This window comes from Idiomarina sp. UBA3162 (genome assembly GCF_002364475.1).
Taxonomy (GTDB): domain Bacteria; phylum Pseudomonadota; class Gammaproteobacteria; order Enterobacterales; family Alteromonadaceae; genus Idiomarina.
Genome location: NZ_DEYI01000046.1, coordinates 1 through 21794, shown reverse-complemented (window position 1 = coordinate 21794; position 21794 = coordinate 1). Strand labels below are relative to the sequence as shown.

Here is a 21794-nt window from a genome sequence, read left to right as displayed (position 1 = left end):
ATGGATTACGCGAACCGTAAACCAAAGCCGAAAAAGAAGCCCGGGAAGTCGGGCGCTCAACGCGGAAAGTCCAACCGTGGAGCGGCGCCAAAGCAAACCAGGCAGGTCCCGTGGTTAGCTGTTGTCATTGTTATAGCCCTCATTGCATTTTTTGTGTACGGCTTGATAACGATTAAGGGCGATGGCGATAACCCCGAGCAGACGCAACCAGCTGACACGCAAGCCGTCGATGACCTGCCAGCTAAACCGCAAGAGAAATGGCAGTACATTGAGGAGCTGGAAAGTAAGCAAGTCGAAGTCGACGTGCCAGAGCGAGAGCTCGGTCCACCTAAATTAATGCAATGCGGTTCGTTTCGGAAGCAGTCGGATGCGGAGCGGCTAAGAGCCGAAATCGCGATGGCTGGACTAGAGAGCCAAGTGCGAGGCACCGAGGGTTCCAATGGTCTTTGGTATCGTGTGATTTTGGGCCCATATGAAACCAAGCGAGCCGCTGAAAGAGACCGTCACAAACTGCAACGCGCTAAGATATACGGTTGTGCAATTTGGAATTGGAATCTCGACTAAAACCGCATAAAACTGCAAAGGCATCTTAGGATGCCTTGAAATCTCACCTGTAAACCCTCAAATAGTCAGTAATCGCGTTGCAGCGTTGCCTGCAACTCACCGCATTAGCTAGAGAGGGTTTCGTTTTGACCACGATAGTATCCGTAAGACGCGGCGATAAAGTCGCAATTGGTGGCGATGGCCAAGTATCACTCGGTAACACCGTCATGAAAGGCAACGCCAAAAAAGTCCGCCGTTTATACCACGACCAAGTATTGGCTGGCTTTGCAGGCGGTACTGCCGACGCATTTACACTGTTTGAACGCTTCGAATCAAAGCTCGAACAACATCAAGGTAACTTGATGCGCGCAGCTGTTGAACTCGCAAAAGATTGGCGTACTGACCGCGCACTGCGTCGATTGGAAGCGCTGCTGGCTGTCGCCGATAAAGAGACCTCATTGATTATCACGGGTAATGGCGATGTCGTGCAGCCTGAGAATGATTTGATTGCTATCGGCTCAGGCGGGCCATACGCGCAAGCTGCAGCAACCGCCATGTTAGAGAATACCGAATTATCGGCGCGCGACATTGTAGAAAAGTCGCTCACTATTGCAGGCAACATTTGTGTTTATACAAATGGCCACCAAACCATCGAAGAGCAGCAATCCATCGCTGCGTCAAAAAGTAAGTAGGGGATAAACGATGTCAGATATGACCCCAAGAGAAATAGTTGATGAACTTAACCGTCACATCATTGGTCAAGATAAAGCTAAACGCGCAGTTGCTGTAGCACTTCGTAACCGCTGGCGTCGGATGCAGCTTGATGATGATTTGCGTAATGAAGTTACGCCCAAGAATATTCTAATGATCGGTCCAACCGGTGTAGGTAAGACAGAGATCGCGCGTCGCTTGGCTAAACTCGCTCGCGCGCCGTTTATAAAAGTAGAGGCGACGAAATTCACTGAAGTGGGTTACGTGGGTAAAGAGATTGAGTCCATTGTTAAAGACTTAACGGATGTTGCGGTTAAGCAAAAGCGCGAAGAAATGATGCAGAAAGTGCGTTATCGCGCTGAGGAAGCCGCAGAAGACCGTATTTTAGATGTTTTACTACCGCCTGCGCGTACCTCAGGCGGCTGGGGTGCAGAAGAAGATAAAGGCAACGATGACCAGCGTCATTCGCGCCAAGTGTTTCGTAAGAAGTTACGCGAAGGTAGTTTAGACGACAAAGAGATCGAAATTGATTTGGCGATGCCGCAAATGGGCGTAGAGATCATGGCGCCACCAGGCATGGAAGAAATGACTTCACAGCTACAAAACATGTTCCAGAACATGGGCAACGATAAGACCAAGAAGCGCAAAATGAAGATCAAAGATGCGTTTAAGCAATTGATCGACGAAGAAGCGGCTAAGTTGCTCAATCCCGATGAGGTTAAAGAAGCTGCCATCGAGTCTGTTGAACAAAACGGTATCGTGTTCCTTGATGAGATCGACAAGATTTGTAAGCGTGGTGACAGCAGTGGTCCTGATGTATCGCGAGAAGGTGTGCAACGCGACTTACTGCCATTAGTTGAGGGTACTACGGTAAATACGAAACATGGCATGATCCGCACCGACCATATCTTGTTTATAGCGTCAGGCGCGTTCCAGATGAGCAAGCCGTCGGATTTGATTCCAGAATTGCAAGGTCGTTTGCCGATTCGTGTTGAGTTGGACGCACTGACAAGTGGCGATTTTGTAAGAATTTTGACAGAGCCAAATGCATCGCTAACGACTCAGTACAAAGCATTGCTGAATACCGAGGGTGTTGAAATCGCCTTTACTGACGATGGTATTCAACGCATTGCCGAAATTGCCTTTCATGTCAATGAGACCACCGAAAACATTGGTGCACGTCGGTTACATACAGTGCTGGAACGCTTGATGGAAGAAATTTCCTTTAATGCGACTGATCATAGCGGTGAAAGCATTAGCGTTGACGCTCAGTATGTCGACAAATATATCGGTGAGCTATCGCAAGATGAAGATCTAAGCCGTTTTATTTTATAACGGGCGACTATCTAAGCCGTTGCCAGCGAGGATGGCAACGGCTCTCTTCCTAACTTCAATTCGTTTTCAATCAGTTGTTCTGCTAATTCAAGCTTAATGGGCGGCGAGTAGAAGTAGCCTTGCATCATGTCACATCCGAGTTGTTGCAGAATATCCTGTTGGTCCTGAGTCTCGATACCTTCAGCAATAACACGTTTACCCAAACCATGGGCTAAGCGAATCATCGCTTTTAAAATAGTCGCATCGGTTCGGTTGACTTGCAGTTCACTGACAAAACTACGGTCTATTTTAATTTTACTAATCGGTAATGAGCGTAGGTAAGCAAGTGAACTATGCCCAGTACCGAAATCGTCGATAGCGACCATAAAACCAATATCGCGCAACCTTCTGATGACATCCATGCCATTGCTGAGGTCAGACATTGCAACCGTTTCAGTAATTTCTAATTCTAAAACACTTGCGTCTAATTGATGCTGATCCATCAGTTCAGTCAGATGTTCTACGAGTTTTGATTGCTGGAACTGTTGTGCCGATAGGTTAACCGCGATAGGCCAAACGTGGTTAAACCGCGTTTGCCAATCCTTTAGAATCTCAGCAGCGCGTTCGAGCACCCAATTATCCAGTAACTCGGTTAAACCAAGTTGCTCTATATGTGGGATAAATTCGGCGGGAGACAGTAATCCGCGTTCCGGATGTTGCCAACGAATTAATGCTTCAAAACCACAGAGCTGCTGATAATCAAAATCAAACTGAGGCTGTAAATAGAGCACAAACTCGTTTTGTTTAAATGCCTTACGTAAAATAGGCTCCATATCAATCAGCTGTGAAAATGCGTCGTCCATACCACGTTCGTAAAAAGTAACGTTAGACGCATTTTGATACTTGGCTTCGGTTAAAGCCAGCGTCGCTTTATTAAGCAGTATTTCAGCGTTTACACCGTGCTGTGGGTAGCGCGAAATACCGACCCCAACCGATAACGAAATCTGTCGTTGATTGACTTCAATAGGACGAGAAATCTCTTTTTGTAACTCTTTAGCTAAATCGAGAATGTGGCGACGACTTTTCAGATGATCAAACATGACAGCAAAGACATCACCACTGATGCGGGCTACGGCAATAGGTTTGCGATTAAACTGTTGTAGACGTCGGGCGATCTCTTTTAGCACCTGGTCACCGCCCCGAATGCCCAGTCGTTCATTGACCGATTTAAAGCGTGATACACCGAGTAGCATGACGGAGAGGTGGCGATTGTTGGAGCGACAATAATCAACTAAAACGGGGATTTTACTCACTAATTGATGGCGGTTGGCGACTCCCGTAAGTGCGTCATGGGTATGGAGGTATTCGGCACGTTGAACGGCATAAAATGAAGTAGAGCGTTCGGAATCAAGCAACCAGATAACAATCCCGACCATGATGATAGTTAAAAAGACAATGGTGAATAAGCCTTGAGCGCTGATAATCCAGTCTAAGTAGATGGTTGTGGTAAATAATAAAATAGCCGATAGAATCACGTTTTTAATGGCTAAAAATAAAAATGCGAAGGCAACGATTTTTGGCCCAAAGCCCGGTGGTATGCGCAAAAACATGAATAAACTGATGCCCAAAAAGAGCAAGGCAGGTACCACAAATCTGGGTAACTCAGATTCGAAGACAGTGAGTTCGCCGGCTTGATTGGAATACATCCAAACTACCGTAAGCATCGCCGCCGTCGCGGTGACCACAAGTAGAACCCGACGCGTGAAAAGGCTGGGATCACGTTCTTTAATGGCGTTGAATGCGCCGAGTGCGATATAAGTTAACGCAACGTAATGTAAAAAGATCGAGCCGCTATAAAGGCTCTGACTTGCCCATTCCGGGTACGTTGTGCCGATCAGTGCACTCGCCGTCAGTATTGCCCTGATGAACTCGCTCGCACCATAACTTAGGCAGGCTATAGACCAATCACTCAGGTAAGTCTGTTGGTACGATTTAAAATAAAAGCGCAACAAACCCGCAAACCCTAATAACATGAGGGTTTGGATGACGTGAGTTAATGTTTCGATCGCCAAAGAGGTGACCAAATCGAGATCAGGCATCAGAAATAGTAATAATTATTGTTATAGTGGCATTAGATTACGCGCCATTGGTATGTTAATTCAAGTATAACTGTTCAAAGATTTTAACAAAGCCAGTATTGAGCATTTTTAAAACCACTAATTACCGTTATACTTACGTGAATTCGCACTGTCTAACGCAGGATACAGTCATGGAATACAATACCTCAGAACTTTGTGATTTATACCCAGACATGGTCGATGTTGTTGAACCTATGTTTGAGTCGTACGGGGGACGTTCATCGTTCGGTGGTCAATTGGTCATCGTGAAATGTCATGAAGACAAAGGATTGATTGAGGAAATACTGAATCAAGACGGTGGCGGTAAAGTGTTATTGATCGATGGGGGCGGTTCAGTTCGCCGAGCATTGATCGATTTAGCGATAGCTGAGCAGGCACTTGATAACGATTGGGAAGGTATCATTTGTTACGGCTCAGTGCGTGATGTCGATGCCCTTGAAGAGCTCGATATTGGCATTTTAGGTGTCGCTTCAATTCCAGTGGGTGCTTCGAGCGAGGGTATTGGTGAGATGGATATTCCAGTTAACTTTGGTGGAGTGACCTTCTTACCCGAGGACCATATCTACGTGGACAGCACTGGTGTTGTTCTATCTCCTGAGCCACTTGATATCGAATAATGCAAAAGCCTGAGTTTTTAACTGCCGACGATTTAAGCCGTTACGTTAAGCTTCGGCCACATGAAACCAAAATCGGGCAAGCCATGAATGGCCTGCCCTCTGGTGCTTATTCTGATGCATTGGATAAAGCGTGGGACATGGGCCAACGCGTTGCACTTGTCGGCGTGCCCGAAAGCATCGGCGTTAAAGGCAACCTCGGTCGTCCGGGTGCCGAGGGTGGCTGGCAGGCTTTCCTAGGTAGCTTCGCGAACTTACAGCATACGGGTTTACTCTCCACGCATGAATTGCTTCTTGTAGGTTCTGTCGACTGCAGTGATCTTATGAGTCAGGCAGAACCGCTAGACACCCGTAACGAACACGACTTACAAACGATTCGACAGCTTGTTGAACGGATTGATGTGCGCGTTCAGGAGGTGGTGGCACCGTTATTCCAACGCGGATTCGAGGTTATTTTAGTCGGTGGCGGACACAATAACGCGTATCCCCTATTAAAGAGTCTTTCGAGTGCTAAACAGCAGCCATGTGGGGCTATTAATCTCGATCCCCATGCTGACTTTAGAGCTCGTGAGGGTCGACACAGCGGCAATGGCTTTAGTTATGCCTATGTTGATGGGGCTTTATCACACTATCACGTTGTTGGTTTACACCAAGCCAAAAATTCAGCCTCAAGCCTGCGACAAATGGCTGATGCCGGAATGCGTTACCATGCGATTCACAGCATTATCGGACGCCCGTTTGCAGAAGTCATGGATGAAGTCGCCGCTAAGTCAGTCAGCTGGCAACGTCCACTGGGTATCGAGGTGGATGTCGATTGCTTAACGGGCGTTCCCGCTAGTGCAGTCAATTACAGTGGCTTGAGCCTGGCGCAAGGATTTAGTTTTGTGAAACGTTTAGCCGAGCTCGAAGATGCTGCCTACTTGCACCTTGCTGAAGCAGCACCTTCATTATGCCCCACAGGTTTTGACGAGGGTCAAAAGCAAACGGGGCAAGTGTTAACTGAGCTCGTTATTGCTTATATGCTGGGACGTGAACGACGCCGTCGTACCAACGCTTAATCAGTGGATTCACGCCGAACTGATAAGTCAGTTCGGCGGCATCCTGAATGTCCCATAAAGCTAAATCAGCTTTCATACCTGCTTTGACTTCACCGACCTGTCCATGCATACCAAGCGCTTTAGCTGCGTTAACTGTGACGCCGCGCAAACACTCTTCCGGTGTTAACTTAAAGAAGGTCGCCGCCATCTGTAGCATCAACTGTAAGTTGTGAATTGGCGACGATCCAGGATTAGCATCGGTAGCAATCGCCATCGGCACTCGGTGCTGACGTAGCAGTTCAATCGGCGGCACTTGGTCATCTCGCAGAAAGTAAAACGCACCCGGCAGCAGCACAGCGACGGTGCCGGACGCCGCCATGGCTTTAACACCCTCTTCGTCGAGTTGTTCTAAATGATCGGCCGAAAGCGCTTTAAATTGTGCTGCGAGCTGAGCACCCTTTTGATTCGTGATTTGCTCGGCGTGTAATTTGACGGGTAATCCTAACGATTGAGCCGCTTCAAATACGCGTTGTGTTTGCGCCGGTGAGAAACCGATTGATTCACAGAACGCATCGACGGCATCCACCAGTCCCTCATCAGCAAGCGTTGGGAGAATGCGCTCTACGATTTCATCGATATAGCCGTCAGCGTTATTTTTGAACTCCGGTGGAATCGCATGAGCCGCCAGTAATGTGGTTTTTACCCGTACAGGTAACTGGTCGCCGACAGCACGTGCCACTTGCAATTGTTTGCGCTCGGTCGCAAGGTCGAGGCCATAGCCCGATTTAATCTCAAGTGTTGTTACACCCTGCGCGATAAGTGCTTTAGCTCGCTTTAGTGCCAGTTGTAGTAGCTCATCATAGCTTGCTTCTCGGGTCGCTCGCACGGTTGCGGCTATGCCGCCTCCGGCTTGCGCAATCTCAGCATAAGTAGCGCCATGCAACCGTTGAGCAAATTCGTTAGCACGCGAGCCTGCCCAGACTAAGTGAGTATGGCAATCAACTAACCCAGGTGTCATTAAACCACCTTGACCATCAATGACCTCGGCTGTCGGTGTGGACGGCGCATCAAAAGCGGGCCCCGCCCATTCGATGTGCTTACCGTTAATAATCACGATGGCATCTTCAATTAATCCATAGTCGGATAGCTCAGCATCTAAAGTAACTAGTTGAATATTCTCGATTCGTTGCATGATGTATGGCTCTTACGATTCTACTTGGCAAGATGATACCTGTTAGATTAGCAAATACAGGTTGTATAGACAAATGATCTGATCTAAACTTTTTGTCATGTTCAACGCTTATGCCGCTGGGTGTCCTATGGCCAAGTTTTCCAATATCAAACAATTCATTTACGACAAAATCGAGACAGGCGAATGGCCGGAAAATCATCCTGTCAGTTCTGAAAATGCGCTCGCTGAACAGTTCTCTGTTAGCCGCATGACCGCCCGTCGCGCCTTACAAGAGTTGGCAGACGAAGGTTTGGTGATTCGAACACAGGGCGCTGGTACGTTTGTGGCACCGATTAAGTCACAAACATCATTTATGGCGATTAAAAACATTGCTGATGAAGTACGCGACCGTGGTCATGAATACCGCGCCAAGGTTCATCATTTACGAATTCAGGATGCGTCAAGCCAAGTCGCCGAGGCATTACAAATTGAACCGGGTAGCGAAGTCTTGCACTCCACCATTACGCACTTGGAAAACGATTTACCGGTGCAGCTAGAGGAGCGTTACGTAAATCCTAAGTTGGTGCCGGATTATTTAAAGCAAGATTACACCAAAGTGACGCCCCACGAATATTTATGCGTGGTTACGCCGCTGACTGAAGCAAGTCACCAAATTGAAGCCATTCATCCAATTTCTTCAGTGTGTCAATTACTACAAATTAGTCGCGATGAGCCATGTTTGAGAATCATACGCCGGACATGGAGTTCAGGCGGAGTCGTGAGTTACGCGATACTGACGCATCCGGGCTCACGATTCAAATTAGGCGGACATATGAACTTTGATGCGCCAAAATCAGATTAATACAGGAGTCAATCATGTCATTTACCCGTTTAGATAAGTCGCGCGTTATCCGTGCTGATCGTGGCGCGGAGTTAACCTGCGCGAACTGGCAAATTGAAGCTGCCAAGCGCATGTTAATGAATAACCTCGATGAAGAAGTGGCAGAACATCCACAAGCGCTCGTCGTATACGGCGGTATTGGTCGTGCGGCTCGCAGTTGGGAGTGTTTTGACAAAATCGTTGAGACGCTTGAACGGTTAAAACCGAACGAGTCACTCTTAGTCCAGTCAGGTAAACCAGTCGGTGTATTTCCGACTCACGAGAACGCGCCGCGAGTGCTTATTGCGAACTCTAACTTGGTGCCCGAATGGGCGAATTGGGAGCACTTTAACGAACTCGATAAAAAGGGTCTGATGATGTACGGTCAGATGACCGCTGGCTCTTGGATCTATATCGGTTCACAAGGCATTGTTCAAGGCACCTATGAAACGTTTGGTGCGGTAGCGCGCAAGCACTTTGAGGGTGATGCTGCCGGGAAATGGATTCTAACGGGTGGTCTAGGCGGCATGGGTGGTGCTCAACCACTGGCTGCAACGATGGCGGGCTTTTGTATGCTTGCGGTTGAGTGTGACGAGAGCCGCATCGACTTTAGACTCCGCACACGTTATGTGGACCACAAAGCGACCAGTTTGGATGAGGCGTTGGAATTAATGAACAACGCCATGGCGGAAGGTAAAGCCATTTCGGTTGGATTACTCGGGAACGCCGCTGACGTTTACGAAGAACTAAAACAACGGAACGTAACGCCCGATGTGGTGACTGACCAAACCTCAGCGCACGATCCCTTGCATGGTTATCTACCTCAGGGTTGGACACTCGAAAAATATCAGGCTGAGCAAGATAACGATCCACAGGCGACTGTGCTTGCAGCCAAACGCTCAATGGCAGTACAAGTGAAAGCAATGTTGCACTTCCAGCAACAAGGCGCTGCCGTACTGGATTACGGCAACAATATTCGCCAGATGGCACAAGATGAGGGTGTCGCTAACGCCTTTGATTTCCCAGGCTTCGTACCGGCCTATATCCGTCCGCTATTCTGTGAGGGTATTGGTCCGTTCCGTTGGGTCGCGCTGTCAGGCGATCCAGAAGATATTTACAAGACCGACGCCAAAGTCAAAGAGCTTATCCCTGATAATCCACATTTGCATAACTGGCTGGATATGGCGAAAGAACGCATTAGTTTCCAAGGCTTGCCTTCACGTATTTGCTGGATTGGTCTGAAGGACCGTGCCCGTATTGCAAAAGCGTTTAATGAAATGGTGCGTAACGGTGAATTGAAAGCGCCTATCGTGATTGGTCGTGACCACCTCGACAGCGGCTCAGTTGCTAGCCCCAACCGCGAAACCGAGAGTATGGCGGACGGGTCCGACGCCGTATCTGATTGGCCGCTACTGAATGCACTCTTGAACACCGCAGGCGGCGCGACTTGGGTCAGCTTACACCATGGCGGCGGCGTGGGGATGGGTTACTCCCAGCACGCGGGTGTGGTTATCGTTGCCGATGGTACCGACGAAGCTGAGCAACGTTTGGGCCGTGTTTTGTGGAACGACCCGGGTACCGGGGTTATGCGCCATGCAGATGCTGGCTACGATATCGCGAAGAACTGTGCGCAAGAACAAGGGCTTGATCTGCCCATGCTCGAGAAATAAGGAGTAATAATGAGCCAATTTCCATTAAACCCAGGTCAGCTTACACTCGCAGACCTCCGTGCGTGGTACTTCGAACCGCAACAGCTTGAGCTCGCTGAATCCGCTATCGAAGATATTGAGCGCTCGGCAGCAACTGTGCAAAAAGTATTGGATAAAGGGCGCGTTGTTTATGGTATCAATACCGGCTTTGGCTTACTCGCCAATACACGCATCCCACCCGAGAAGTTAACCGACTTACAGCGCCGTATTGTGTTGTCACATTCGGTCGGTACGGGTGAGCTTATGGACGATGAAGTCGTCCGCCTAATGCTGTTGCTAAAAATAAACTCGCTAGCGCGCGGCTTCTCGGGTATCCGTTTAAAAGTTATCAATGCCCTTACTGCGCTACTGAACCATCAGGTCTATCCGTGTATTCCGAGCAAAGGTTCGGTTGGCGCATCCGGTGATCTGGCGCCTTTGGCACACATGGTGCTGCCGTTGTTAGGAGAGGGCGAGGTGCGTGTTAATGGTGAGATTATGTCAGCCAAAGAAGGCTTGGCTAAAGCGGGTTTAGAGCCATTCGAACTTGCACCGAAAGAAGGTCTCGCATTGTTGAACGGCACGCAGGCATCCACCGCATTGGCATTGGCTGGATTGTTTAAAGTGGAGCGTGTATTCCATAGCTCGATTCTGGTAGGCGCCTTGTCAGTGGAGGCAGCGATGGGGTCACGCGCACCGTTTGACGCGCGTATTCACCAAGTTCGCGGACAAATCGGACAGCAACAAGTGGCGGCTGCATTCCGTGATATCCTGACTGATAGCTCTGAGATTGCTAAAGATCACGAAAATTGTGAGAAGGTTCAAGACCCTTACTCTTTGCGTTGCCAACCTCAGGTGATGGGTGCGGTTTATGATCAATTGAAGCACGCAGCGACGATTTTAGAACGTGAAGCGAACGGCGTGACCGATAACCCACTCGTGTTTAGTGAGCAGGAAGATATTATTTCAGGTGGTAACTTCCATGCTGAGCCCGTGGCTATGGCGGCAGATATTATTTCTATCGCGGCGAGTGAGATCGGTGCAATGTCAGAACGTCGTGGCGCGTTATTGATTGACAAGCATCTGAGCAACTTGCCTGCGTTTCTAGTCGAGGAAGGCGGTGTGAATTCGGGCTTTATGATGGTGCAAGTGACTGCGGCGGCACTCGCCTCAGAGAACAAAACATTAGCTCATCCTGCGTCGATTGATAGCCTGCCAACCTCAGCGAACCAAGAAGATCATGTTTCCATGGCAACCTTTGCAGCGCGTAAAATCAGTGATATTGCTGACAATATCGCCGATATTGTTGCTATTGAGTGGTTGGAGGCTGCGCAAGGCTTAAATTTTAGAAGGCCATTAAAAGCCAGTGCAAAACTAGAAGAAGTGTTCGCTATCTTACGCGAACAGGTCGCCTATTACGCGGAAGATCGCTATTTTGCACCGGATATTAAGGCGGCGAGTGATTTGATTAAGTCGGGTCGCTTAGGCGTTACGCTAGCGGACATAACGCCCGCTTAATCACGTTTAGCCAACACTACAAAACGGCCTGTAAATTCAGCCACAGGCCGTTCATCATCCATGATCTGGGCTTTCATCATCATACGCGCGTTCTTGCCTTCTTTTAGCGCTGAGAAATCACCCGTTACATCACTTAAATAAGCGACCGCGCGCGGCTCTCTTGAAACCGGCTTGTGGTAGTGGATGTTAGCGTCGCCGAGTACCACCGACCCCTCAAGTTCACGCTCAAGCAATTGCAGATGCAACAGACCCCAGCACGTGAGCGTACCCAAGGAATAGATGCTACCTGCGAACATGGTGCCATGCACGTTGATATTACGTGACAGTTGAGCGCGTGTTTCAAACATGCGACCCGTATATTGGTGAATTTTAATACCCATAGCATCAGAGATAGGAATATCTTTTGCCCACGTGTTCTGTAATTCTTCACACCATTCTGGGCGATAGATAATACGGTTCTGCTCACTGAATGACTTTTTAAGCTGGTGTTCTGCCATTGGGTTTTTGACTGTATCAGCCTCTTCAACGACTTGGTATCCACACTTCTTATAAAAACCGATTGTGGTATCGCGAGAGTTAATAATAACGTGAGTGGCTCCCTCGGCGCGGGCTGCGCTTTCGAGCGCAAAAATAATCGCAACGCCATGGCCCTCGCCACGATACTCCGGCGCTGTGGCCATAAAGCGTATTTGTGCCTCTTCAGGGCTGTTAAAATGTAATCGGCCGACGGCGACAGGGTCATTTGCCTCATTGACGACCATACGATGCAAACCGACCTGATCATACTCATCTTGTTCCGAACCTAACGGGCGTTGAAAAGGCTCACGTAGTACACGCCATCGTAAGTGAAAGTACTTTTCAAACTCGGTGTCGGTGGTAGGGGTAATGACTTTATACATATTAATCTACTCGTAACTCAAAAGTGACAGGTCCGTCATTCACCAAACTAACTTGCATATCGGCACCAAATTCGCCGGTTTCTACATGCACACCCTGTGCTTGGATATGTTCGCAAAATACGTGGTACAGCTTTTGCGCATCAGACGGATGAGCCGCGCTCGAAAAACTAGGACGGCGTCCTTTGCGCGTATCGGCAGCGAGCGTGAATTGCGAAACAACCAACGTTGCATAACCTTTGTCGACAAGGCTTTGGTTCATTTTTCCTTCCGCATCGGTAAATACGCGATAATGAATAATACGCTCGGCAAGACGCTTGGCCTTTTGCTCATTATCACCCTGTTCGACACCCAGTAATATCAGCAACCCGGCGTCAATTCCGCCAACTTTGTTATTATCTACATCTACCTGAGCACGGCTTACGCGCTGAATTAAACCTATCATGCTACCTACTCTTGCCCGTAAAACAGTATATGGTTGTCGATTCTGCTAAGCAGATCAATCTGACTTTGTACGCTTTTTGTGGATTAATCGGTATTCCTCTAGACTCACTGTCATCTCCGCACCGGCCAATACAATCAACCATGATAAATAGATCCAAACGATGAGTATGGGCACCGTGGCAAGCGCACCATAAATCGCCTGATAGGTTGGAAAGTGGGTGATGTAGAGTGAGAATAGTTGTTTACTAACCTCAAATAGTATGGCTGAAAAGGCGGCACCAAAAGCCGCATAGCGGAACTTCACAGGCCTATTCGGCACGAGTTGGTAAAGCAGTACAAAGGCGATGAAACTCGTCACTACCGGTACCGCCGACAGCAAAAAACTACGAATCCCCGAAACATACGTTTCTGCAAATTGAGACAGCGAGACTAAGTAAGACGTTGCCGCCAAACCCGTACCAATAAGAACAGGTCCGAGTGTCAAAATCATCCAATAAATGGCAAAAGATACTGTCCAACGTCGGCTACTGGTATCGCGCCAGATATTATTTAACGCAGAGTCTATCGCCGAAATCAGAGCTACGGCGACAAAAAATAAAAATGCGATACCGACGGCGGTCATCTGAGAAGCGTTGCCAACAAACTGATCGATATATTCTTTCAGCTGCTCGCCTGAAGTGGGCAACAAGTTAGCGAACAGCGCACTCTCTATGTTGTTTTTGAGGTCATCGAATACTGGAAAGGCGGAAAATACCGTGAAAGTGACCACTAACAGGGGCACTAAGGATAGTAAACTGACATAGGTTAGGTGCCCGGCGGTCACGTTAATTGAGTCGGACTGACTGCGCAGTGCGACATGCCGAGAAAATTTAAAACCGTGTTTTAGCCAAAGTTTCCAGTTCATATTGGTCAAAATTACATATCTCTGCGTACGATGAATGAGTCTTATATTGATGGAGAACGCACAAGATGGCAATTGTAGTCTTTGGTGCCGCAGGTGGTCTCGGGCTTTCACTAACGAAAGAGCTCAAGCAAAAGTTCAACGACAGCACTATTATCGCAGTATCGCGTCAGCCAATTAACCAACGCGTTGCCGGTGTACACTACACGACGATAGAGAATTACACCGCTGAGCCCCTAGAACAGTGGGTGACTGAATTTAACCAGCGCGGTGAAGTGCTCGAGGGCGTTGTTTCGACGGTCGGCATGCTGCATGACGATGATACGTTCCCAGAAAAGCAACTCGACGATTTAAATGAAGCAAACTTGAGCAAGCTCTTTAGCGTTAACGCAGTGATGCCGTTAATGATTCTAAAGGCGTGTAAACCACTGCTGGATAAAAAGAAGAGTCGCTTTTTTGTTCAACTTTCAGCGAAAGTAGGCAGCATTGAGGATAATTATTTAGGCGGTTGGTACAGCTACCGTGCCAGTAAAGCGGCGTTAAACATGTTGCTCAAAACGGCATCAATTGAACTTAAACGCTCACACAAATCCTTTGTGGTTGCTGCAATTCATCCAGGCACGACAGATACCGGCCTGTCGAAACCATTTCAAAAGCGCGTGCCCGAAGACAAACTTTATTCGCCTGAGCGTTCAGCCGAACGCATCGTTAAGGTGATACAAGGGCTGAAGGCTGAAGACTCAGGTGGTTTATTTCACTGGGATGGCAAACGACTGCCCTATTAAGACTTGTATTCATTGTGCAACCAATGCATTAATATGAGGTGGTACGGGGGGATTTCATTTATCTCGACAGGGGGTTTTATGCGTTACATTTTAGCTGTTTTGATTCCACCGCTCGCGGTGTTGACGACAGGACGGATCTTTCAATTCTTATTTAACGTGATACTCACAGCTTTAGGCATTGTGCTATTTGTTTTTTCATTTGGCGCTTTAGGCTTAGTTTATATCCTTGCGATCATTCACGCGATTTTGGTCGTACGTAGTTACAACCAAGATAAACGAGATGAACGATTGGTTCGCGCCGTAAGGGGAGACTAATGAAAAAGCTGGGGTTAAGTATTTTCACGTTGTTGTTCTTAGTGGGCTGCCAAAGTGCCTATTATGGAGCGATGGAGAAATTGGGCATCGAGAAGCGCGATATTTTGGTCGATCGTGTTGACGACGCTAAAGATGCGCAAAGCGATGCTCAAGAAGAGTTTAAATCGGCTCTCGAACGCCTAGATGCGCTGCTGCAGTTTGACGGTGGTGAACTTGAAGAACGCTACAACGCACTGCGTGACGATTATGAGGCGAGTAAATCCGCCGCTGAGCGTGTTAACGAACGTATCGAAGAAGTCGACGATGTGGCTCAAGATTTGTTTGATGAATGGAGCGAAGAGCTAGAGCTATACAGTAACGATGCCATGCGCCGCGAGAGTGAGCGACGTCTGCGAGAGACAGAGCGTCATTATGGTGAGCTCATTCGTGTGATGGAACGGGCCGCCGGAAAGATGGACCCTGTTTTACAAAAGATGCAAGACAATGTGTTGTATCTCAAACACAACCTGAACGCGCGCGCTATCGACGCAATTCGCGGTGAATTTAGTCGTTTACAGACCGATATCTCGGACCTAATTGATGAGATGGAGTCTGCCATTGATGAGTCTAATCGCTTTATTGAAAGCATGAACAGCGGTGCTTAACCCACTATTACAGGAGTTTTCATGAGTATTTTGTTTATCGGCGGCAGTCGTCGTAAAGAGTCAATTAATGCAAAATTAAAGCATCGCTTGGTACAGGTTGCCGAAAAGCATACGTTTGATTTTGAGTTACTCGATGCCGATGCGTTAGATGCGCCTATCTACCACGGTGATCACGAGCAGGCAGAAGGTGTTCCTAAGGCAATGCAACAGCTGGCAAAGGCCGTTGCCGCGGCTGATAAAGTGGTGCTTGTCAGCCCTGAATATAACGCCTCTGTTTCGCCACTGATTAAAAATGCGATTGATTGGACTTCGCGTGTTGACGGTCAGGTGTGGAAAGGCAAGAAAGTATTACTTGCAGCTGCTTCGCCGGGTGGCCTAGGCGGTATCCGTGGACTCAGCCATTTACGCGACATCTTGGGTAATGTTCAGGCGTGGACGGCTCCTCTTTTTGCCTGCTGTCCTAATGCCAATGATGAGACCATCGCGGCAATGGATGACGATTTTTTATCGACTTTCCTTAGTCAGGGTGACTGATGAGTCTCTCGGACATCCTGGTGTTTGAACACATGGCGCCCTTCACTTGGAAGGGCATTGCCACTGCGATTGCCAGTGGTGCCATCGTAGGGCTTGAGCGGCAAATTCGTGGTAAACCTGTCGGTATTCGAACTTCAGCACTAATCACACTGGGTACCTACGTATTCTTAGTAAGTGCCAAACTGGTGATGAATGATCATACCGATGCGTCGCGCATTATTGGGCAAGTGATCACGGGCATTGGCTTTCTTGGTGCTGGCGTGATGCTCGCTAAAGATGGCGTGGTGGTCGGCGTCACATCAGCGGCTACCATCTGGATGCTAGCAGCAATCGGCGTTGTTGCTGGGCTAGGATTATACCCGACAGCTTTCGCTTTGGCTCTGATCGTGGTGGTGGTGTTAGTGGGCGTGGACTTGCTAGAGGAGAGTTTTCAGTCGCTTACGCGCGGCGTTCATCAGAAGTACGATGGCTGGCGTAAGCGCCGCGCAGATAGTAACGAACCTTAAGCTTTTAAGCCGTTCATATACGTATTTATGGCTGCTTCACCATACTCGACAAGTGGGAAGTAGCCATCATCCATTAACCAGTTGTAAATCAACCCATCGACTAAGCCGAATAACCCGATAACCGCAATACGTGGGCTCACTTTGGGGGGTAATTGCCCCTCGTTAATTGCTTTCTCGAATAACGCTTCGACATCACAGATACAGTCATTGCGGCCACTTAAATGGCGTAATTTGATTGGATTGACTTCGTCAATGTATTCGCACTTATGCATGAGAATGTTTGCCAATGCCTGCACCCGTGGATCGGTGGCAACACGGTTTAAAAACTCATTAGTACGCTCTTGGATTTCGACAAGGGCATCGAACTCAGGTTGTTGTGCAATTTGCTCGCGCATTTCATCAATGGGCAAACGAACACGCTCCATTAATGACTCAATCAACGCCATTTTATTACTAAAATGGTGATAAATAGCGCCTCGAGTGACACCCGCAGCCTCGGCGACCTGTGCCATTGACGTATGGGTGACACCTCGCTCACTAAATACACGCTCTGCCGCATCGAGCAGCTGTGAGCGAGTCGCGAGCGCATCTTCTTTTGTACGCCTAACCAAATTACACCTCATCAAATTAGAATACCGTCTAATTATAGCGATTTTCTGCTTATCATGCATTATTGTATGTATATTTTATATACATGTTCGTATTTGACAACTGAGTCATTTCGATAGACTCTGAAAGGGCATTTGGAGCAGAACAAGTCTAGTCACGGCGATGTTGCGTATAACTCATATGTATACATTAATGGACAAGCAAGGAGACAGTGCATGAAAAACGAGATCGATTTTCGTCTTATTTTAGATGCTTATGAAAAGATCCATGAGCATGGCGAGGCAAAGCAAGGCAAGCACGTCCTTGATGGTATTACTGCGTATACTGACCATGATGGTTACACCGTATTTTTGGAAGGCCACGGCGTAAAGCTGACGTTAGAGTTTCATAACAAATACCGTCTAGATTACGACAATGGCAAGCAGTTCGACCAATTCATTCGTGCGCTTAAAAATATCAGTGAAGGCTACGAAACCCCAGGTTTGGAGCGTGGATGAGTAATAAGTCGTATACCGTTTTAGAAGAAGTCGCTCATGCGCTAACGCATGGCATAGGCGCGGTACTGAGCATCGTTGGGTTGGTGGTGATGCTGGTTTGGTCTGTCGCCTACGGCGATACTTGGCATGTGGTGGCAGCGAGTATTTATGGGGCTAGCCTCATTCTGCTGTACACGGCCTCAACGTTGTATCACGCTTTTCCATGGCCGCGTATCAAAGCTGTATTCCAACAGTTAGACCACGCCGCTATATTTGTACTTATCGCGGGCACCTACACACCCTTTGCGCTGATTAATTTGCGAGGACCTTGGGGTTGGTCATTGCTTGGTGTGGTCTGGGGAATCGCATTATTCGGCGTGATTCTAGAGCTCGTTGTGAAGAATCCACCGAAGTGGTTGTCTTTGACGTTGTATCTTGGCCTCGGCTGGATGGCGTTGGTGGCAATTAAGCCGATGCTCGACAACGTTGACACAGGCGGGTTACTACTGTTGCTTGCAGGTGGTCTTGCATACACCTTGGGTGTGATATTTTACGTGCGCAAGCAGATGCCTTATCACCATGCGATTTGGCACTTATTTGTGCTAGCGGGGAGCATTCTACACTTTTTCTCGATTTTCTATTATGTGTTGCCGCAGCCTGACCTTTTGGCAGCGCAATGATTAATTATCGCGCATAAAAAAACCCGCCGGTTGGCGGGTTTTTTGTATCTCATCACGCAGCGACTTAGCTTTTCGGTTCGCGACTCGCGCGCTTACGCTCGTTTTCAGTCAGCATACGCTTACGAATACGGATTGACACCGGCGTCACCTCAACCAATTCGTCATCGTTAATGAACTCAAGCGCTTGCTCAAGTGTATAACGGATCGGTGGGCTCAAGGTTTGTGCGTCGTCAGTACCTGAAGCACGTACGTTAGTCAGCTGCTTACCTTTCAAACAGTTAACCGTCAGGTCATTTGAACGGTTATGAATACCGATGATTTGACCTTCGTATACTTCGTCACCGTGTGATGCGAACAACTTACCACGCTCTTGCAAGTTGAACAGCGCATAAGTCAGTGCTTTACCCTGTGCGTTTGAAATCAATACGCCGTTCACACGTTGACCGATAGTACCGCCTTTATGTGGGCCGTAGTGATCAAAAGTGTGGTACATCAAACCGGTACCTGAAGTCAGGGTCATGAATTCGGTTTGGAAACCAATCAAGCCACGGCTAGGTACTTCAAAGTCGATACGTACACGGCCTTTACCATCTGGGTTCATGTCAGTCATCTCGGCTTTACGTAAGCCAAGTTTTTCCATGACAGCACCTTGGTGTTGGTCTTCGATATCAACCGTCAGTGTTTCGTACGGTTCCATTTTCTGGCCGTCTTCATGCTTGATGATAACTTCTGGACGCGATACTGCGAGTTCGAAGCCTTCACGACGCATGTTTTCGATTAAAACACCCAAGTGTAATTCACCACGACCTGATACACGGAACTTATCCGGGTTATCGGTTTCTTCAACGCGTAGTGCAACGTTGTGAACCAGTTCTTGTTGTAAACGCTCAAGGATCTGGCGAGAGGTTACGAACTTACCTTCTTTACCCGCGAACGGTGACGTGTTGACTTGGAAAGTCATGGTCACTGTTGGTTCGTCAACCGTCAATGGCTTAAGCGGGTTGGGTTTACCCACCGCGCATACTGTGTCAGAGATTTTTAATTCACCTAAACCCGTAATCGCACAGATATCACCTGCGTGCGCAGCTTGCGCATCGATACGGTCTAAACCAAGGTAGTTAAATACCTGGCCAACTTTACCATTGCGTGTTTCGCCGTCGGCGCCCACGATAGTCACTTGTTGGTTAACCTTAACGCTACCTTGAGTAACACGGCCGATACCGATAACACCTAAGTAGCTTGAGTAGTCCAACTGAGAAATCTGCATTTGCAGATCGCCTTCAGGATCCGCATCTGGATGACTGACTTGGTCAACGATAGTTTCGAACAATGGCGTCATATCGCCGCCCGATTGTTCTGCGTCCAAACTTGCCCAACCGTTCAATGCTGATGCATAAATAACAGGGAAGTCCAACTGCTCATCGGTCGCGCCAAGGTTGTCGAACAAATCAAACACTTGATCCATAACCCAGTCAGGACGTGCGCCTGGACGGTCAATTTTATTAATAACGACGATTGGATTAAGTCCGTGAGCAAACGCTTTTTGCGTTACAAAGCGTGTTTGCGGCATTGGACCATCAACAGCGTCAACGAGAAGCAAAACTGAGTCAGCCATTGACATGACACGCTCAACCTCACCACCGAAATCGGCGTGGCCAGGGGTATCTAGAATGTTGATGCGGTAGTCTTGCCAGTTGATCGCTGTGTTTTTAGCGAGGATGGTAATACCGCGCTCTTTTTCTAGATCGTTTGAGTCCATGATGCGCTCTTCAAGCTCACCACGGCTTTCTAACGTGCCAGATTGTTGAAGCAGCTTGTCGACCAATGTGGTTTTACCATGGTCAACGTGCGCAATAATCGCAATGTTGCGAAGTTTATTAATATCAAATGCCTGAGTTGTCATTAAGAACAGCCTATTGATGTCGGAAAGTGAACAACGTTGTCTAAACCGACAAGGGGTTGATGAAAATAGCGGCGTATTCTACCTGTTTGCTAACGATATAAAAAGGGGCTGTTGAATTTTTCATCAGAATGACATGAATCAATAGGAATTAATGCTTATTTGCACCAAAATAGTCTACAATGATCCAAATTGGTGCAATTTTGAGTTGCTTTCAACGTTCAAACGAGACTCCAATTTATTAAAAAACTTTAAAAACAATGGGTTATATATTTGGCACGTGGATTGCAATCCAATATGCATCCTAAGAGGTACACAACAATAGCTGTATAAAACTGGATTTAATCAGTTATTGATATATGTTTATTTTGACTTTTGATATTCAAGATTCCGCTGGAGGAAAACATGTCAGCAAGTAAGATTTTCGACGCCATTAAAGAGCATGACGTCAAATTCGTCGACTTACGCTTTACCGATACAAAGGGTAAAGAACAGCACGTCACAATCCCGGTGTCGCAAATCGACGACGACTTCTTTGAAGAAGGTAAGATGTTTGACGGTTCATCAATCGCTGGCTGGAAAGGTATTAACGAGTCAGACATGGTGTTGATGCCAGACGCAGAGTCGTTGGTACTCGATCCGTTCACCGACGAAATGACACTGAACGTACGGTGTGACATTTTAGAACCCGATACCATGCAAGGCTATAGCCGCGATCCTCGTTCTATCGCGAAACGCGCAGAAGAGTTCTTGCAAGCATCAGGCGTAGCTGACAGCGCATTCTTTGGCCCTGAGCCAGAGTTTTTCTTATTCAACGATGTTCGTTTCCACACCGACATGAGCGGCTCGTTCTACAAGATCGATGCCGAGGAAGCAAAGTGGAACTCGGGTCGTGAATATTCAGAAGGTAATTTGGCGCACCGCCCGGGCGTAAAAGGCGGTTACTTCCCAGTGCCTCCGGTTGACTCTGCGCACGATATTCGTGGCACTATGAGTTTGGTGATGGAAGACATGGGCTTGGTGGTTGAAGCGCATCACCACGAAGTAGCAACAGCGGGTCAGAACGAAGTGGCAACTCAGTTCAATAGCCTGACTAAGAAAGCCGACGAGATTCAAATCTACAAATATGTGGTGCACAACGTAGCGCATTCCTATGGCATGACCGCTACCTTTATGCCTAAGCCATTAGTGGGTGATAACGGCTCTGGTATGCATGTTCACATGTCACTTGCGAAAGATGGTCAAAACTTGTTTGCTGGCGACCAATACGCAGGCTTGAGCGAAACCGCGTTATATTACATCGGCGGTATCATTAAGCACGCACGTGCTATCAATGCGTTTACTAACCCATCGACTAACTCGTACAAACGTTTGGTACCAGGGTTTGAAGCACCGGTCATGCTGGCTTACTCAGCACGTAACCGTTCTGCATCGATTCGTATTCCATTGGTATCGAGTGCCAAAGCGCGTCGTATCGAAGTACGCTTCCC

At 47.9% G+C, this 21794-nt stretch carries 23 protein-coding genes; 16 read left to right on the top strand and 7 right to left on the bottom strand.

Annotation, left to right across the window (positions count from 1 at the left end; translation table 11 throughout):
• The 3 genes from B2X00_RS05195 (at position 1) to hslU (ending at position 2589) form a co-directional block, all read left to right on the top strand.
• On the top strand, positions 1-564 hold the full coding sequence (locus B2X00_RS05195) for an SPOR domain-containing protein (RefSeq protein ID WP_290486395.1): 564 nt from the start codon (positions 1-3) through the stop codon (positions 562-564).
• Positions 565-689: 125 nt separating this feature from the next.
• On the top strand, positions 690-1235 hold the full coding sequence (hslV, locus tag B2X00_RS05190) for an ATP-dependent protease subunit HslV (RefSeq protein ID WP_290486394.1): 546 nt from the start codon (positions 690-692) through the stop codon (positions 1233-1235).
• A 10-nt stretch (positions 1236-1245) separates the two neighbouring features.
• On the top strand, positions 1246-2589 hold the full coding sequence (gene hslU, locus B2X00_RS05185) for an HslU--HslV peptidase ATPase subunit (RefSeq protein ID WP_290486393.1): 1344 nt from the start codon (positions 1246-1248) through the stop codon (positions 2587-2589).
• An 11-nt stretch (positions 2590-2600) separates the two neighbouring features.
• Here the strand turns inward: hslU and B2X00_RS05180 are convergent, their stop codons facing one another.
• Entirely contained in the window at positions 2601-4667 is a 2067-nt protein-coding gene (locus tag B2X00_RS05180; protein ID WP_290486392.1) for a putative bifunctional diguanylate cyclase/phosphodiesterase, read from the bottom strand.
• Between the two features lie 170 nt (positions 4668-4837).
• Here B2X00_RS05180 and rraA point away from each other — a divergent pair, with 170 nt between their 5' ends.
• Positions 4838-5323: a ribonuclease E activity regulator RraA gene (gene rraA, locus B2X00_RS05175; protein ID WP_071462140.1), complete on the top strand. Its 486-nt coding sequence runs from the start codon at positions 4838-4840 to the stop codon at positions 5321-5323.
• Positions 5323-6378, top strand: a complete 1056-nt coding sequence (locus B2X00_RS05170; protein WP_290486391.1) for a formimidoylglutamase — start codon at positions 5323-5325, stop codon at positions 6376-6378. Before rraA ends, B2X00_RS05170 begins: the two co-directional genes overlap by 1 nt.
• On the opposite strand, the gene hutI is transcribed toward B2X00_RS05170, so the two are convergent.
• Positions 6329-7549, bottom strand: coding sequence for an imidazolonepropionase (hutI, locus tag B2X00_RS05165; protein ID WP_290486390.1), 1221 nt, complete (start codon positions 7547-7549; stop codon positions 6329-6331). The two genes, B2X00_RS05170 and hutI, sit on opposite strands and share 50 nt — an antisense overlap.
• A 127-nt stretch (positions 7550-7676) precedes the next feature.
• Here hutI and hutC point away from each other — a divergent pair, with 127 nt between their 5' ends.
• The 3 genes from hutC to hutH are packed head-to-tail and all read left to right on the top strand — an operon-like array spanning position 7677 to position 11614.
• A complete protein-coding gene (gene hutC / locus B2X00_RS05160) occupies positions 7677-8390 on the top strand; it encodes a histidine utilization repressor (RefSeq protein WP_290486389.1) in 714 nt (237 codons plus the stop codon).
• Positions 8391-8404: 14 nt separating this feature from the next.
• Positions 8405-10078, top strand: coding sequence for a urocanate hydratase (gene hutU / locus B2X00_RS05155; RefSeq protein ID WP_290486388.1), 1674 nt, complete (start codon positions 8405-8407; stop codon positions 10076-10078).
• 9 nt (positions 10079-10087) lie between these two features.
• Positions 10088-11614 carry a histidine ammonia-lyase gene (gene hutH, locus B2X00_RS05150; RefSeq protein ID WP_290486387.1) on the top strand — a complete coding sequence of 509 codons (1527 nt, stop codon included), beginning with the start codon at positions 10088-10090 and terminating at the stop codon, positions 11612-11614.
• Here the strand turns inward: hutH and B2X00_RS05145 are convergent.
• The 3 genes from B2X00_RS05145 to B2X00_RS05135 are packed head-to-tail and all read right to left on the bottom strand — an operon-like array spanning position 11611 to position 13858.
• The gene (locus tag B2X00_RS05145) at positions 11611-12513 is read right to left on the bottom strand and encodes a bifunctional GNAT family N-acetyltransferase/hotdog fold thioesterase (protein WP_290486386.1); all 903 of its coding nucleotides are present in this window, start codon (positions 12511-12513) and stop codon (positions 11611-11613) included. The two genes, hutH and B2X00_RS05145, sit on opposite strands and share 4 nt — an antisense overlap.
• A 1-nt stretch (position 12514) precedes the next feature.
• Complete coding sequence (gene dtd / locus B2X00_RS05140) at positions 12515-12955, bottom strand: D-aminoacyl-tRNA deacylase (RefSeq protein WP_290486385.1); 441 nt, start codon at positions 12953-12955, stop codon at positions 12515-12517.
• A gap of 54 nt (positions 12956-13009) precedes the next feature.
• The gene (locus tag B2X00_RS05135; protein ID WP_071462132.1) at positions 13010-13858 is read right to left on the bottom strand and encodes a virulence factor BrkB family protein; all 849 of its coding nucleotides are present in this window, start codon (positions 13856-13858) and stop codon (positions 13010-13012) included.
• A 65-nt stretch (positions 13859-13923) separates the two neighbouring features.
• Here B2X00_RS05135 and B2X00_RS05130 point away from each other — a divergent pair, with 65 nt between their 5' ends.
• The 5 genes from B2X00_RS05130 (at position 13924) to B2X00_RS05110 (ending at position 16639) form a co-directional block, all read left to right on the top strand.
• Entirely contained in the window at positions 13924-14640 is a 717-nt protein-coding gene (locus B2X00_RS05130; RefSeq protein ID WP_290486384.1) for an SDR family NAD(P)-dependent oxidoreductase, read from the top strand.
• 78 nt (positions 14641-14718) lie between these two features.
• Positions 14719-14955 (top strand): YqaE/Pmp3 family membrane protein, encoded by a 237-nt coding sequence (locus tag B2X00_RS05125; protein WP_006954575.1) that lies wholly within the window; start codon positions 14719-14721, stop codon positions 14953-14955.
• Positions 14955-15599, top strand: a complete 645-nt coding sequence (locus B2X00_RS05120) for a DUF2959 domain-containing protein (protein ID WP_071462130.1) — start codon at positions 14955-14957, stop codon at positions 15597-15599. Before B2X00_RS05125 ends, B2X00_RS05120 begins: the two co-directional genes overlap by 1 nt.
• Before the next feature lie 21 nt (positions 15600-15620).
• Positions 15621-16133 (top strand): NADPH-dependent FMN reductase, encoded by a 513-nt coding sequence (locus B2X00_RS05115; RefSeq protein WP_290486383.1) that lies wholly within the window; start codon positions 15621-15623, stop codon positions 16131-16133.
• Positions 16133-16639, top strand: coding sequence for an MgtC/SapB family protein (locus B2X00_RS05110; protein ID WP_006954572.1), 507 nt, complete (start codon positions 16133-16135; stop codon positions 16637-16639). Before B2X00_RS05115 ends, B2X00_RS05110 begins: the two co-directional genes overlap by 1 nt.
• On the opposite strand, the gene B2X00_RS05105 is transcribed toward B2X00_RS05110, so the two are convergent.
• Positions 16636-17250, bottom strand: a complete 615-nt coding sequence (locus B2X00_RS05105) for a TetR family transcriptional regulator (protein WP_290486382.1) — start codon at positions 17248-17250, stop codon at positions 16636-16638. The genes B2X00_RS05110 and B2X00_RS05105 overlap by 4 nt on opposite strands.
• Positions 17251-17463: 213 nt before the next feature.
• On the opposite strand from B2X00_RS05105, the gene B2X00_RS05100 reads away from it, so the two are divergent.
• Positions 17464-17745 (top strand): DUF3081 domain-containing protein, encoded by a 282-nt coding sequence (locus tag B2X00_RS05100; protein ID WP_006954570.1) that lies wholly within the window; start codon positions 17464-17466, stop codon positions 17743-17745.
• Positions 17742-18404 (top strand): PAQR family membrane homeostasis protein TrhA, encoded by a 663-nt coding sequence (gene trhA, locus B2X00_RS05095; RefSeq protein WP_290486381.1) that lies wholly within the window; start codon positions 17742-17744, stop codon positions 18402-18404. The genes B2X00_RS05100 and trhA overlap by 4 nt, the downstream gene beginning before the upstream one ends.
• Before the next feature lie 64 nt (positions 18405-18468).
• On the opposite strand, the gene typA is transcribed toward trhA, so the two are convergent.
• Positions 18469-20307 carry a translational GTPase TypA gene (gene typA, locus B2X00_RS05090; protein WP_272977697.1) on the bottom strand — a complete coding sequence of 613 codons (1839 nt, stop codon included), beginning with the start codon at positions 20305-20307 and terminating at the stop codon, positions 18469-18471.
• A gap of 402 nt (positions 20308-20709) precedes the next feature.
• On the opposite strand from typA, the gene glnA reads away from it, so the two are divergent.
• Positions 20710-21794, top strand: a 1085-nt coding sequence (gene glnA, locus B2X00_RS05085) for a type I glutamate--ammonia ligase (RefSeq protein WP_290486380.1), incomplete at its 3' end; no start/stop codon positions are given.

What these genes read in the sequence shown, in the direction of transcription:
- dtd (WP_290486385.1), bottom strand. Translation starts at nt 12,955, where the DNA reads ATGATAGGTTTAATTCAGCGCGTAAGCCGTGCTCAGGTAGATGTAGAT.
- hutH (WP_290486387.1), top strand. Translation starts at nt 10,088, where the DNA reads ATGAGCCAATTTCCATTAAACCCAGGTCAGCTTACACTCGCAGACCTC.
- B2X00_RS05110 (WP_006954572.1), top strand. Translation starts at nt 16,133, where the DNA reads ATGAGTCTCTCGGACATCCTGGTGTTTGAACACATGGCGCCCTTCACT.
- typA (WP_272977697.1), bottom strand. Translation starts at nt 20,307, where the DNA reads ATGACAACTCAGGCATTTGATATTAATAAACTTCGCAACATTGCGATT.
- hutI (WP_290486390.1), bottom strand. Translation starts at nt 7,549, where the DNA reads ATGCAACGAATCGAGAATATTCAACTAGTTACTTTAGATGCTGAGCTA.
- B2X00_RS05170 (WP_290486391.1), top strand. Translation starts at nt 5,323, where the DNA reads ATGCAAAAGCCTGAGTTTTTAACTGCCGACGATTTAAGCCGTTACGTT.
- B2X00_RS05115 (WP_290486383.1), top strand. Translation starts at nt 15,621, where the DNA reads ATGAGTATTTTGTTTATCGGCGGCAGTCGTCGTAAAGAGTCAATTAAT.
- B2X00_RS05180 (WP_290486392.1), bottom strand. Translation starts at nt 4,667, where the DNA reads ATGCCTGATCTCGATTTGGTCACCTCTTTGGCGATCGAAACATTAACT.
- B2X00_RS05145 (WP_290486386.1), bottom strand. Translation starts at nt 12,513, where the DNA reads ATGTATAAAGTCATTACCCCTACCACCGACACCGAGTTTGAAAAGTAC.
- hslU (WP_290486393.1), top strand. Translation starts at nt 1,246, where the DNA reads ATGTCAGATATGACCCCAAGAGAAATAGTTGATGAACTTAACCGTCAC.
- hutU (WP_290486388.1), top strand. Translation starts at nt 8,405, where the DNA reads ATGTCATTTACCCGTTTAGATAAGTCGCGCGTTATCCGTGCTGATCGT.
- B2X00_RS05100 (WP_006954570.1), top strand. Translation starts at nt 17,464, where the DNA reads ATGAAAAACGAGATCGATTTTCGTCTTATTTTAGATGCTTATGAAAAG.
- B2X00_RS05125 (WP_006954575.1), top strand. Translation starts at nt 14,719, where the DNA reads ATGCGTTACATTTTAGCTGTTTTGATTCCACCGCTCGCGGTGTTGACG.
- B2X00_RS05195 (WP_290486395.1), top strand. Translation starts at nt 1, where the DNA reads ATGGATTACGCGAACCGTAAACCAAAGCCGAAAAAGAAGCCCGGGAAG.
- hutC (WP_290486389.1), top strand. Translation starts at nt 7,677, where the DNA reads ATGGCCAAGTTTTCCAATATCAAACAATTCATTTACGACAAAATCGAG.
- rraA (WP_071462140.1), top strand. Translation starts at nt 4,838, where the DNA reads ATGGAATACAATACCTCAGAACTTTGTGATTTATACCCAGACATGGTC.
- B2X00_RS05120 (WP_071462130.1), top strand. Translation starts at nt 14,955, where the DNA reads ATGAAAAAGCTGGGGTTAAGTATTTTCACGTTGTTGTTCTTAGTGGGC.
- B2X00_RS05135 (WP_071462132.1), bottom strand. Translation starts at nt 13,858, where the DNA reads ATGAACTGGAAACTTTGGCTAAAACACGGTTTTAAATTTTCTCGGCAT.
- trhA (WP_290486381.1), top strand. Translation starts at nt 17,742, where the DNA reads ATGAGTAATAAGTCGTATACCGTTTTAGAAGAAGTCGCTCATGCGCTA.
- B2X00_RS05130 (WP_290486384.1), top strand. Translation starts at nt 13,924, where the DNA reads ATGGCAATTGTAGTCTTTGGTGCCGCAGGTGGTCTCGGGCTTTCACTA.